This is a genomic window from Pseudomonas sp. EU05-FHT14B02, from assembly GCF_058791055.1.
On sequence record NZ_JBYTDD010000024.1, the window covers coordinates 18621 to 31311 of the forward strand.

The 12691-nt window shown below is 58.1% G+C and carries 11 protein-coding genes; 5 read left to right on the forward strand and 6 right to left on the reverse strand.

Translation table 11 applies throughout. From position 1 onward, the window contains the following. The first annotated feature begins 6 nt into the window (after positions 1 to 6). Both AC3WTM_RS20885 and zapE read left to right on the forward strand, forming a co-directional pair. Positions 7 to 1362, forward strand: coding sequence for a tryptophan--tRNA ligase (locus AC3WTM_RS20885; protein WP_102670982.1), 1356 nt, complete (start codon positions 7 to 9; stop codon positions 1360 to 1362). Positions 1363 to 1452: 90 nt separating this feature from the next. Further along, positions 1453 to 2547: a cell division protein ZapE gene (gene zapE / locus AC3WTM_RS20890; RefSeq protein WP_007998226.1), complete on the forward strand. Its 1095-nt coding sequence runs from the start codon at positions 1453 to 1455 to the stop codon at positions 2545 to 2547. Between the two features lie 90 nt (positions 2548 to 2637). Here zapE and AC3WTM_RS20895 read toward each other — a convergent pair whose 3' ends face one another. From AC3WTM_RS20895 to AC3WTM_RS20915, 5 genes are all read right to left on the reverse strand, one after another. Beyond that, positions 2638 to 3621 carry an asparaginase gene (locus tag AC3WTM_RS20895; protein ID WP_102670983.1) on the reverse strand — a complete coding sequence of 328 codons (984 nt, stop codon included), beginning with the start codon at positions 3619 to 3621 and terminating at the stop codon, positions 2638 to 2640. A gap of 77 nt (positions 3622 to 3698) precedes the next feature. After that, on the reverse strand, positions 3699 to 4892 hold the full coding sequence (locus AC3WTM_RS20900; RefSeq protein ID WP_102670984.1) for a hypothetical protein: 1194 nt from the start codon (positions 4890 to 4892) through the stop codon (positions 3699 to 3701). Positions 4893 to 4908: 16 nt separating this feature from the next. Then, on the reverse strand, positions 4909 to 5796 hold the full coding sequence (locus AC3WTM_RS20905; protein WP_102670985.1) for a nitrilase family protein: 888 nt from the start codon (positions 5794 to 5796) through the stop codon (positions 4909 to 4911). Between the two features lie 207 nt (positions 5797 to 6003). Continuing rightward, positions 6004 to 7950 (reverse strand): flavin monoamine oxidase family protein, encoded by a 1947-nt coding sequence (locus AC3WTM_RS20910; protein WP_102670986.1) that lies wholly within the window; start codon positions 7948 to 7950, stop codon positions 6004 to 6006. A gap of 198 nt (positions 7951 to 8148) precedes the next feature. After that, on the reverse strand, positions 8149 to 9069 hold the full coding sequence (locus AC3WTM_RS20915; RefSeq protein ID WP_173677934.1) for a GlxA family transcriptional regulator: 921 nt from the start codon (positions 9067 to 9069) through the stop codon (positions 8149 to 8151). Between the two features lie 221 nt (positions 9070 to 9290). On the opposite strand from AC3WTM_RS20915, the gene AC3WTM_RS20920 reads away from it, so the two are divergent. Continuing rightward, positions 9291 to 10427 carry an acyl-CoA dehydrogenase family protein gene (locus tag AC3WTM_RS20920; protein WP_102670988.1) on the forward strand — a complete coding sequence of 379 codons (1137 nt, stop codon included), beginning with the start codon at positions 9291 to 9293 and terminating at the stop codon, positions 10425 to 10427. 101 nt (positions 10428 to 10528) lie between these two features. Here the strand turns inward: AC3WTM_RS20920 and AC3WTM_RS20925 are convergent, their stop codons facing one another. Continuing rightward, complete coding sequence (locus AC3WTM_RS20925) at positions 10529 to 11569, reverse strand: NADP(H)-dependent aldo-keto reductase (RefSeq protein WP_102670989.1); 1041 nt, start codon at positions 11567 to 11569, stop codon at positions 10529 to 10531. 245 nt (positions 11570 to 11814) lie between these two features. Between AC3WTM_RS20925 and rplM the strand changes: the two genes are divergently transcribed. Further along, on the forward strand, positions 11815 to 12243 hold the full coding sequence (rplM, locus tag AC3WTM_RS20930) for a 50S ribosomal protein L13 (protein ID WP_007917032.1): 429 nt from the start codon (positions 11815 to 11817) through the stop codon (positions 12241 to 12243). Positions 12244 to 12257: 14 nt separating this feature from the next. Further along, on the forward strand, positions 12258 to 12650 hold the full coding sequence (gene rpsI, locus AC3WTM_RS20935) for a 30S ribosomal protein S9 (protein ID WP_003228056.1): 393 nt from the start codon (positions 12258 to 12260) through the stop codon (positions 12648 to 12650). Positions 12651 to 12691 lie beyond the last annotated feature (41 nt).

Consider the following 12691-nt stretch of genomic DNA (forward strand, 5'->3'; position numbering starts at 1 on the left):
TTACCCATGACGACTCGTACCCGTATCCTCACCGGCATCACCACCACCGGCACGCCGCACCTTGGCAACTACGCCGGTGCCATCCGCCCGGCGATCCTGGCCAGCCGTGACAGCAATGCCGACTCGTTCTACTTTTTGGCGGACTACCACGCCCTGATCAAGTGCGATGACCCGCTGCGCATCCAGCGCTCGCGTCTGGAAATCGCTGCGACCTGGCTGGCCGGTGGCCTGAATGTCGACCGCGTGACCTTCTACCGCCAGTCCGACATCCCGGAAATCCCCGAGCTGACCTGGCTGCTGACCTGCGTCGCCGCCAAGGGCCTGCTCAACCGCGCCCACGCCTACAAGGCTTCGGTGGACAAGAACGTCGAGACCGGCGAAGACCCGGATGCAGGCATCACCATGGGCCTTTACAGCTACCCGGTGCTGATGGCCGCGGACATCCTGATGTTCAATGCGCACAAGGTGCCGGTCGGTCGTGACCAGATCCAGCACGTGGAAATGGCGCGGGATATCGGCCAGCGCTTCAACCATCTTTTTGGCCAGGGCAAAGAGTTCTTCACCATGCCCGAGGCGTTGATCGAAGAGAGCGTCGCCACGTTGCCAGGCCTGGATGGTCGCAAGATGTCGAAGAGCTACGACAACACCATCCCGTTGTTCAGCAGCGCCAAAGAGATGAAGGACGCGATTTCGCGGATCGTCACCGACTCCCGCGCACCGGGCGAAGCCAAGGATCCGGACAACTCGCACCTGTTCACCCTGTTCCAGGCGTTCGCCACCCCGGCGCAGGCCGACGAGTTCCGCAGCGAGCTGTTGCAGGGCCTGGGGTGGGGCGAGGCGAAGAGTCGTCTGTTCCAGCTGCTGGACGCCGAACTGGGTGAGTCCCGCGAGCGCTACAACCAACTGATCGAGCGCCCGGCGGATCTGGAAGACATCCTGCAACACGGCGCGAAAAAGGCCCGTGCGGTGGCGACGCCGTTCCTCCACGAACTGCGTGAAGCGGTGGGTCTGCGCTCCTTCGTTGCCCAGACTCAAGTGGTGGCGACCACCAAGAAGAAAGCCGTGAAGGCTGCGCGTTTTGTCAGCTTCCGCGAGGACGACGGCAGTTTCCGCTTCCGTCTGCTGGCAGCCGATGGCGAACAACTGCTGCTGTCGCGCAATTTCGCCGATGGTAAAACCGCCGGTCAGGTGACCAAGCAACTGCAAGCGGGCCAGCCATTGGACGTGCGCAGTGACGAACTGGGCTTCAGCGTCTGGCTCGAAGGCGAGTGCGTTGCCGACAGCCCGGGCTTCGCCAACAGCACCGTACGCGACGCTGCCATCGAAGCCTTGCGCATTGCCCTGACGCCGGTTCAGGAATAAACAACGGTTCGGCCCGACCAAGGGCCGATTGCCATTCCTCGGGGTCGTCGCTACAGTGTCGGCCCGTTTTTGTTGCCTTGCTAACGAATTATGACGCCCCTAGAACGATATCAAGCTGATCTGAAACGCCCGGAATTCTTCCATGACGCCGCGCAGGAAACTGCCGTGCGTCATTTGCAGCGCCTGTACGACGACCTGGTCGCGGCCGAGCAAAACAAGCCGGGCCTGCTGGGCAAGTTGTTTGGCAAGAAGGATCAGACCCCGGTCAAGGGCCTGTATTTCTGGGGCGGCGTAGGTCGCGGCAAGACTTACCTGGTGGACACCTTCTTCGAAGCGCTGCCCTTCAAGGAAAAGTCCCGCACCCACTTCCACCGCTTCATGAAGCGCGTGCACGAAGAGATGAAAACCCTGGGCGGCGAGAAAAACCCGCTGACCATCATCGCCAAGCGTTTCGCCACCGAAGCCCGGGTCATCTGCTTCGATGAATTCTTCGTTTCCGACATCACCGACGCCATGATCCTTGGCACCCTGATGGAAGAACTGTTCAAGAACGGCGTAACCCTGGTCGCGACTTCGAACATCGTGCCGGATGGCCTGTACAAGGACGGCCTGCAACGCGCGCGCTTCCTGCCGGCTATTGCGCTGATCAAGCAGAATACCGAGATCGTCAACGTCGACAGCGGCGTCGACTATCGTCTGCGTCACCTCGAACAGGCCGAGCTGTTCCACTATCCACTCGACGAAGCAGCCAACGAAAGCCTGCGCAAGAGCTTCCGTGCACTGACACCGGAATGCACGGCAGCGGTCGAAAATGACGTGCTGATGATCGAAAACCGCGAAATCCGTGCCCTGCGCACCTGCGATGACGTGGCCTGGTTCAACTTCCGTGAACTGTGCGACGGCCCGCGCAGTCAGAACGATTACATCGAGCTGGGCAAGATCTTCCACGCCGTGCTGCTCAGCGATGTCGAGCAGATGAGCGTCACCACCGACGACATCGCCCGACGCTTCATCAACATGGTCGACGAGTTCTACGACCGTAACGTGAAGCTGATCATTTCTGCTGAAGTCGAGCTAAAGGATCTCTACACCGGCGGGCGCTTGAATTTCGAATTCCAGCGTACCCTCAGCCGACTGCTGGAAATGCAATCCCACGAATTCCTGTCCCGGGCGCACAAGCCGTAAGACAGTTCGGAAAATGAAAGAGGCCTGCAAATGCAGGCCTTTTTTGTCAGTGCAAATCCTTCTCCCACAGGCTCGTACATTGTTTTGAAGTCAAATGTCTTCGCGGAGATACCGTGCAAGTTCGTGCTGCCGTTGGCAACCGAGTAACAGCCAAAGCAGAATCCGGGCTTTTCGCGGACATAGAAAACCCGCCATCGATGCCCCCTTTCGGATCAAGTCCATTTCACCACCGCCAAAACCGTAAGAGGCACGAGCGGTGGAGCCGGAACCGGTTCGGGTCGCAATGATCACGGGGATCCGTTCGGCAATATGCTCAATCATTGGCGCCCAACGCTGCGAGAGGTGGCCGGCGCCGAAACCGCCGACCACCAGCCCGTCGTAACCGAGTGCGAGAATATTCTCCAGTAGCAGGGTGTCGGCCGAAAGTGAGGCCTCAAGCAGCGCAACCTTCTGTGTGGTCTGTTGCGGCAACGGCAACACGGTGCGCTGCGCCGGCGGGCGCAGGTAGCGAACACGATCTTCCAGCAGCAGGCCTGCGGGACCCACGATCGGAGACGAAAACGCCTGCAATGCCAGCGAATCGGTTTTGCGTACGCTGCACGCTTGATGAATCTGTCCATTCATCACGACCTGGACACCGCGCTGCTGGCTGTTCTGCGCCAGGGCAACGCGACATGCATCCAGCAGATTGGCTGGTCCATCGGCACCTGGCTGCGCTGCGGAACGCATGGCACCGGTCAGCACCAAGGGGGTGTCGTAGGGCCACAGGTAATCCAGAAACGCCGCGGCTTCTTCGAGGGTGTCAGTACCCTGGGTTATCACGACCCCAACGGCGCCCTGTTTGACCTGAAACTCAGCCCAGGACAATACGTACAGCAAAAACCCGAAATCCAGGGAGGCACTGGGCAGCAGGCTGAGGGTCTCGACGGTGACTTCGGCCAGCGCCGTCAGTTCCGGAATGGAAGTCAGCAGGGCTTCGCCGCTGACGGTCGGGATGACGCCTTCACCGGCATTGCTCGCTTGCATGCTTACCGTGCCGCCAAGTGCCGCGATGGACAGTTTGGGCAGGTCCATGGGATACCTCGCTTGTTTGTAATGAAAAGTGGCTGTATCCGCTTTTGAGGCCGCGATACAGCCGAACGGCAGGGACATCAGTCAGCGATCAGAAAACCGATCAGCGGCACGATCAGCAGTGTGCTGATGGCCATCGACAGTACATTGGCGATGTAGGCGTGCATGTCGGCTGGTAGTTTCCTGGCAATCACACAGGCCAGCGGTGGTGCGAGCAATGCCCCCAGCAGTGCACTTGAGACGATAATCTGCCAGCTGCCGCCATAGGCCAGGATCGCCGCGGGCACCACGGAAACCAGCGGGATGTAAGTGGGATACCAGCCGCGCAACATCCATTGTCGACGCCAGATCAGCACGCCGATGGCCGAGGCCAATGCCTGTGCACCGATGATGTGCAGCAACAGGCCCGATCCGTATGCGGGGCTTGAAGGGTTCAAGCTGTACGCCAGCAATGCCCCCAGTATCAGGCCAAGGCTGGCCAGCTCATTGCCGAAGAACGGTGCTTCGGAAAAGTCCGCCAGAATTCGGCGCAGGCTCCAGACGACGCCATAGTTGGGCACCTTGGCGGTGGCGATCGAGGCGGGTGGTGTTTCCGATGACCTGGATTTCACCAGGTTCGGCCAATAGCGGCAGAACAGAAACGCCAGGACACTGGCAACTGCCATGCCCAGCACATTGCCGATCACCGCAGGCAAGGCCAGCGGTTGGCACACGTAGTTGACGATCAGCAGACACATCGGCGTGACGAGTACCGCGCCCATGAGTGCGCCGTTGATCGTGACCTTCCAGCCACCGCCAAACATCAGCACCATCGCCGCTGGCAGCGAGACGAACGCTACGAATGTGGGTTGCCATGTTGTGGTTGTCACCGTCCAGCCCCACAGCAGATTGCTCAGCAGCAGCCCGAGCAATGAACTGGTGACCAGCCAGGGCCAAAGTCCCGTTCCATAGGAGATGGCAAACCCTTGCCAGGGTTTCCCCGTTCGATTCGCCCAATAAGCCAGATAAGCGCCCGCCAGCAGGCCGATCGAGGCGAACTCGTGCTTGTAGAAAGCCACCTCGCTGATGTCACCTAACACCCAGCGCAACCAGGCACTCGGTTCGGGTAGCAGCGAAACCATGTCGCCGTACCCGGGCCAATGCGCTCCCCAGTAAGTCCGGTTGCTGAAAGAAAGCCAGACGATCAGTAGTGTCGCGCCGATCATTAGCAGGACGACGGCTGTATCAATCGGTGATTTGCGCGACGGTTGGTTTTTGTCGGTTGTAACTTCCATGCGATAGGCCTCCTGATCAACGTGGGAGGCAAGGGTGTTGGGTGTAGCCGAGCATCTGATCGTATAGATCGGCTCGGCGATCGCGATGCAGGTCGTTCAGGTTGTTCCAGATGGGCGCGCTGCGGGAGCTGGTCAGGTCGACATCGGCAAACAGGATTTCCTGCCTGTCTGCCGAAGCAACGGCGCCAATCGGCCAGCCGTTGGTTCCGGCAATCAACGAACAACCCAGGTAGCGCGCGCCGCGCTCCTCGCCGATACGGCTGGCGGCAGCGATGAACACGTTGTTGACGTGAGCGGCGGTCATCGTCAGATAGGACGCCATGCACTTACCGGCATCGTCGAACAGCGGCGGCGGTGTCCAGACCCAGTTGTTCAGGCTGCAAATGATGTCCGCGCCTTGCTGGGCGAGGATCCGTGGCACCTCCGGGAACCAGATGTCCCAGCAGATCAACAGCCCGATGCGGCCGATCGGTGTGTCGAAAACCGGGAAACCCAGGTCGCCAGGGGTGAACCAGAGCTTCTCCAGATTCCACAAATGGGCTTTGCGGTACTTGCCGATAAAACCGTCTGGTCCCACCAGAACGCCGGTGTTGAAGAGTCGCATGCCGTCGCGTTCGGCCAGACCGGCCACGAGGTAAACGTTGTGCTCGCTGGCGAAGTCGATCCAGCGCTGCACGCTTGGCCCGTCGGGAACCTCCTCTGCATGGGCGAAGGCATCCTGTCGATTGCTGAAGAAATAGCCGGTATTGGAAAGCTCGGGCAGAACGATGAGGTTTGCACCGCCGTTTACCGCTTCAAGCGCCAAATCCAGGCTGCGCCGCAGATTACCTGCACATTTCTCGATTCCGACTTGTGGATCGAATTGCACGACTGCTATTCGAACAGGGCTTGTTGGCTCAATCATTCCGTCGTTCCTCTTTTAATTGTTTTTCAAGGTGTTAAATGGCGTGTTTATAAGAGGGGAATCAGGAATGGGGCGTAAGTCAGCTACTTCCGTTTAGGTCGTAGTCCTTGTCCGAAAATGGATCGGCGTGATGTTTGATGGCAGTGGGTCGCAGGCACGAGAAGTAGAGCCATGTATTGCATGCATGGCTCTGGAACGGGGATGTGATCAGGTTTTGAGTTGGTAGTGCGGGTAGTCGCTCAAGGAAAACCCGCCATTGAAGGTTGCGGCAGTTTTGTTGCAGATATGAATCACTGCATCGACAGCGCCGCGAAAACATGGCTCCGTCCAGCCGGCGTCGACGGAAAATGACTCGCCGGACAAATACAAGCCTGATACATGAGCAAGGTCCCGGTTGTACTTCATCAGGCCGACGGCATCGTAGTAGGCGCCCGGTCGGTAAAGCTTGGCACAGCCCAGTGCATTTTTATCAGTGATCCAGCGCTGAACCACCGCTTGATCAATGCCGATGTAGGGAGAAATTTTCTCCTGGATGTTGGCAGAGTTCATGAGTATGCGATCCAGCTCTTCGGCGCATTTTGATACCAACTCCTTGTCGCTGAATGAGGCGAGCTTGGTTGCGTCATCTTCCCAGGTATAACTCAGCAGGATGCAGTCATAGCTGTAGTTGTCGTTGTAGCGGTAGGTATAGACATCGTGGATAAAACTGTCGGTTACGATGGCTTGCGGGATGTTTTTATTTTTCGAGAGAAATGATTTTTTCAGCGGTGCAAACACTTTGCAGCTGGTTTCCCAGTGTGCGGTTTTGTAGGCGTTGATCGTCTCGAAAGGAAGCATCTCCCGAGTGAAATTTTCGAGCTTGAGTCGAGTTTCAATCAGCCAGGAGGGGAGTGTCATGATGACCGAGTCAAAGTCATCAAATTGCTCCTGGATTTGTTCGGGTTGACTGTGTTTCCAGTTGTAATGGACGCGTATTTTTTGATTGGTCAGCTTTTCCAGTTTTGTGACGGATGAGTCGGTGAGAAGCCCATTGCTTCTTTCGAGGCTATGTTCGTAGATGGACTTTCCGGTTTCGTCGGTTTTCACAAACAGCAGGCATTCGTCCAGCGCGGCGAGGCCGATGTAGCGAGGGCTGTCGAAACGCTGCCCCATTGAGTCAAAAACGGCTTCGCTATTCAGGTAGGGCGAATCCAGTGGATCGCCGTTTGAGTCCACTCGACCATGGATCAGTTGCAATTGGCTGCTGAAACCGAAAATCGCGGTGCGCAGGGGGTAAAGGCAGCAGACGTCGTAAAAAGCTCCCCAGCTACCGTCACCTATACCTATCGCGTAAAAAATAGCGGATTCTTGCGCAGACATTCCCATACCGCCGAAATCCCCGGGTGAGCGGTCATCCCAAGCTTCCAGTGCTGGCATGCCGACCAGGTCGCGGAACGAGACACTCTCGTATTTTTCGACGATGGAAGCCCATATGGCTTCCCATTCCTGGGTCGCATAAAGCTCGGCAACGTGGCGGGTCATGCGATCGGCAAAGGCTTTCCACTTGGAGTAAACCTTTTGCAATTCATCGCCGGGAGGCGGTGTGACGCCGTCTTCGTTTTTCCATATCAACATTTGCGGCGCCGATCCTCCGCCCATGCTGCCCTCCCGGAGATAGATGCCTGTCGAGCTGACCCATTGGCTACCGGGGTTGGCGAAGTCTGAAAGCGCCAATTCAAATTGATTGGCGTAGTAAGCCATCAGCGACCGACCTTCTGTCGGTGGCTCATCTGCCCGGTTGAAGAAGGGCATGCGCATGGCGCCCATTTCAAACGGTGTATGGCTTGCTGCCGAGTTTCGGCTACCCGGAACGGTCAGATGCCTGCCGCCGATGCGTCTGGATTGTTCGATGAGAGTGATATGGGTAAAGCCGCAGCGATAGAGTTCTCTGGCGGCCGTCAGGCCTGTGACGCCAGCGCCGATGATGCAGATTTTATGTTGCGGGTCGGTTGCCCTGGCGATGCCGTTTTCCTGTTCTACCAATGCACGATAGTCAAAGCACAAATCCGGTGGATTAGGAAAGCGGGCTGCCCATTTGTTTTTAGCCGAACGCTTTGTTCGGGCGGCTTCCTTGGCGACATATGAAGGGTAGTTGTAGCTTGATCCGATAGTCATGGTTGATCTTCCCTGATGGTGTTTGCAGGGAAGATGTTGAGTTTTTCAAGGGGCTGCGTCTGTGGGCAGGGTTGGTTGCTCTGGCGCTCTGTATTCCGCTCTTTGCGTAGGAAAGTGCATAGCGAAAGAACTGCGTGGCCGGCGCAAGACTCAATGTGGAAGCGAGCCGGCTCGCTCCCATATTCGGTTGGTGTTCGGCTATGCAGCCTGCTGAAACTGCTGCCGATACTGATTCGGCGACAGTTCGGTGTGCTGGCGGAACAGCCGCGCAAAGAAGCTCGCATCGTCATAACCAACCTCGTAGCTGATGGTCTTGATGCTCTTGCGGCTGCCGGACAACAAGCCCTTGGCGGTTTCGATGCGCAGGCGTTGCAGGTAATGCAGCGGCTTGTCGCCGGTGGCGGTCTGGAAGCGGCGCATGAAGTTGCGGATGCTCATGCCGTGTTCGCGGGCGACGTCTTCGAAGCGGAACTTGTCGGCGAAGTGTTCTTCGAGCCAGTGCTGGATCTGCAGGATGATCACGTCCTGGTGCAGCTTCTGCCCGCCGAATCCAATCCGTCCCGGTGAATAGCTGCGCTGCACTTCATAGAGGATGTCCCGGGCCACGGCCTGGGACACGTTGGCGCCGCAGAAGCGCTCGATCAGGTAGATGTACAGGTCGCATGCCGAGGTGGTGCCGCCGGCGCAGTACAGGTTGTCGGCATCGGTCAGGTGTTTGTCCTGATTGAGCTGGACCTTGGGGAAGCGTTCGGCGAAGGCATTGAAGAAGCGCCAGTAGGTGGTCGCTTCCTTGCCATTGAGCAGGCCGGCTTCGGCCAGCCAGAAAACACCAGTGGCCTCGCCGCACAGTACGGCACCGCGCGCATGTTGCTGGCGTAGCCAGGGCAGGATTTGCGGGTAGCGTTTGCAGAGGCTGTCGAAATCGTCCCAGAACGCGGGAAGAACGATGATGTCGGCGTTTTCCAGTCCACCATCCACCGGAATCACCACATCGCTGAAGGTGTTGACCGGCTTGCCATCGGGGCTGACCAGGCGGGTTTCGAACGCCGGTGTCAGGCCCTGGCCCAGCTGTTTGCCGTAGCGCAGGCTGGCGAGATGGAAGAAGTCCTTGGCTTGCATGAGGGTGGAAGCGAAAACCCGGTCGATGGCCAGGATGCTGACGCGCCGCAGGGGCGTGGAGGCTTGGTTAGACATAATTCAACTTTATTTTTATAGGGGGAAGTGGTCACCAGACGGCTGGATCGTCTTATTTTTTGTCGGATGTGTCCAGTGTCCTGTATCGGGAGCGAGGCATAGTCTCTGAAGGTCAACTCCTTCTAAAAACAAAGAAAAGGTGCCGCATGATCCCCAGAACCCTGTTCAGTTCCGAGCACGAGCTTTTCCGCGACAGCGTGCGGACGTTCCTCGAAAAAGAGGCGGTGCCGTTCCATGGGCAATGGGAAAAACAGGGCTATATCGACCGCAATCTGTGGAACAAGGCAGGTGAGGCGGGAATGCTTTGCTCGCACTTGCCGGAAGAGTACGGCGGCCTGGGGGCGGACTTTCTCTACAGTGCGGTGGTGATCGAAGAGGTGGGGCGACTTGGCCTGACCGGCATCGGTTTTTCCTTGCACTCGGACATCGTGGCGCCCTACATCCTGCATTACGGCAGTGAGACGCTGAAGCACAAATACCTGCCGAAACTGGTGTCCGGCGAGATGGTTACCGCGATCGCCATGACTGAACCGGGCGCCGGTTCCGATCTGCAAGGGGTGAAAACCACGGCCGTGCTCGATGGCGATGAGTACGTGATCAACGGCTCCAAGACCTTTATCACCAATGGCTACCTGGCCGATCTGGTGATCGTTGTCGCCAAGACTGATCCGAAGGCCGGCGCGAAAGGCACCAGTCTGTTTCTGGTGGAAGCCGATACGCCGGGCTTCCACAAGGGCAAGCGCCTGGAAAAGGTCGGGATGAAAGCTCAGGACACCTCGGAGCTGTTTTTCCAGGACGTGCGTGTGCCCAAGGAAAACCTGCTGGGCCAGGCTGGGATGGGCTTTGCCTACCTGATGCAGGAGTTGCCCCAGGAGCGCCTGACGGTGGCCATTGGCGGGCTGGCTTCAGCCGAAGCGGCGCTGCAGTGGACGCTGGACTACACCCGTGAGCGCAAGGCGTTCGGCAAGTCGATCGCAGATTTCCAGAATACCCGATTCAAACTGGCGGAGATGGCCACGGAAATCCAGATCGGCCGGGTCTTCGTGGACCGCTGCCTGGAGCTGCACCTGCAAGGCAAGCTCGACGTGCCGACAGCGGCGATGGCCAAGTACTGGGGCACCGACCTGCAGTGCAAGGTGCTCGACGAGTGTGTGCAGTTGCACGGTGGCTACGGGTTCATGTGGGAGTACCCGATCGCGCGGGCATGGGCGGATGCACGGGTGCAGCGGATTTATGCGGGGACGAACGAGATCATGAAGGAGATTATTGCGCGGTCACTTTGATTTGCGGTGACCGGGCGGACGCCATCGCGGGCAAGCCCGCTCCCACAGGTATCACCGAACCTGTGGGAGCGGGCTTGCCCGAGATTGGTTTTAAAGATCAATCAAGGCGCAGGATTCGGATGATCCTTGTGAATCGCCTCGATCCCTTCCAGTACTTCCTCCGACAGTTTCAGATCGAAACTGGCAATGTTGCTCTCCAGTTGCTCCATCGTCGTCGCGCCAATGATGTTGCTGGTCACGAATGGCTGCTGCGTCACGAACGCCAGGGCCATTTGCGCCGGGTCCAGGCCGTGCTCGCGAGCCAGTGCGACATAACGGCTGCAGGCTACTTCCGACTGCGGGTTGAAATAACGGCTGAAGCGACTGTAGAGGCTCAGACGGCCTTTTGGCGGGCGGGCGCCGCCTTCGTACTTGCCTGACAGGAAGCCGAACGCCAGCGGCGAATAGGCCAGCAGTCCGCATTGCTCGCGGATGGCAATTTCCGCCAGGCCGACTTCGAAGCTGCGGTTGAGCAGGTTGTACGGGTTCTGGATCGACACGGCACGCGGCCAGCCACGGGCTTCGGCCAGGGCCAGGAAACGCATGGTGCCCCATGGTGTCTCGTTGGACAGGCCGATGTGGCGGATCTTGCCAGCGCGGACCTGCTCATCCAGCGCTTCGAGGGTGTCCTCCAGCGGGGTCAGGTTGGCTTCGATCTTGTGCTTGTAGCCCAGTTGCCCGAAGAAGTTGGTGCTGCGCTCCGGCCAGTGCAGTTGGTACAGGTCGATGTAATCGGTTTGCAGGCGCTGGAGGCTGGCATCCACCGCTTCGGTGATGTGCTGGCGGTTGTGGCGCAGGTTTTTGTCGCGGATGTAGTCGATGGTGTTGCCGGGGCCGGCGATCTTGCTGGCCAGGATCCAGTCGGCGCGATCGCCGCGGCTTTTGAAATAATTGCCGATGTAGCGTTCGGTGGTGGCGTAGGTTTCGGCCTTGGGTGGCACCGGGTACATCTCGGCTGTGTCGATGAAGTTGATCCCGGCACTTTTGGCTCGCTCAATCTGGGCGAAGGCGTCTGCCTCGCTGTTTTGCTCGCCCCAGGTCATGGTCCCGAGGCAGAGGGCACTCACGTTCAGATTGGTTCGGCCTAGCTGGCGATAGTCCATCGGGTGCTCCTTGGGCAAAACAATCATAAAAGCAGGTTGAATTATTTTTCGCAATCTGCATAATTTCGCACCTCTTTCTGCAGTGGAAGTGATGCGCCGCCGCCGAAGAATCTTGCCGTTGAACGGACGCGCCGACCCGAGCCCCCGAAAGCGTCTGTATCCGGCTGCCTTTGACTTGTCAAAGTACGCACTATTCAGTAAGATCCGCCGTCTAATTTACAGGGCGGCCCCTGAGGCTATAAAGAATGAAAACTTTTACTGCTAAACCGGAAACAGTAAAGCGCGACTGGTTTGTCGTCGACGCTGCTGGTCAGACCCTGGGTCGTCTGGCCACCGAAATCGCGAGCCGTCTGCGTGGCAAGCACAAGCCTGAGTACACTCCTCACGTTGACACCGGCGACTACATCGTCGTAATCAACGCTGAGCAGATTCGTGTTACCGGTGCTAAAACCACTGACAAAATGTACTACTCCCACTCCGGTTTCCCGGGCGGCATCAAGTCGATCAACTTTGAAAAGCTGATCGCCAAGGCCCCTGAGCGCGTGATCGAGACCGCGGTTAAAGGCATGCTGCCTAAGAACCCACTGGGTCGCGACATGTACCGTAAGCTGAAAGTCTATGCGGGCGCTGCACACCCACATACTGCTCAGCAGCCCCAAGAACTGAAGTTTTAACGGAATAGTACATTATGTCGGCGACTCAAAATTACGGCACTGGCCGTCGCAAGACCGCAACCGCACGCGTTTTCCTGCGTCCGGGTACTGGTAACATCTCCATCAACAACCGTTCGCTGGATAACTTCTTCGGCCGCGAAACTGCCCGCATGGTAGTTCGTCAGCCGCTGGAGCTGACTGAGACTGTCGAGAAGTTCGACATCTACGTCACCGTGATCGGCGGTGGTGTGAGTGGTCAGGCTGGCGCAATCCGCCACGGCATCACTCGTGCTCTGATGGACTACGACGAAACTCTGCGCAGCGCCCTGCGTAAAGCCGGCTTCGTAACCCGCGATGCTCGTGAAGTTGAACGTAAGAAAGTCGGTCTGCGTAAAGCGCGTAAGCGTCCGCAGTACTCGAAGCGTTAATTCGCTTTCACGTTCAAAAAAGAACGCCCAGTTTCCTCACG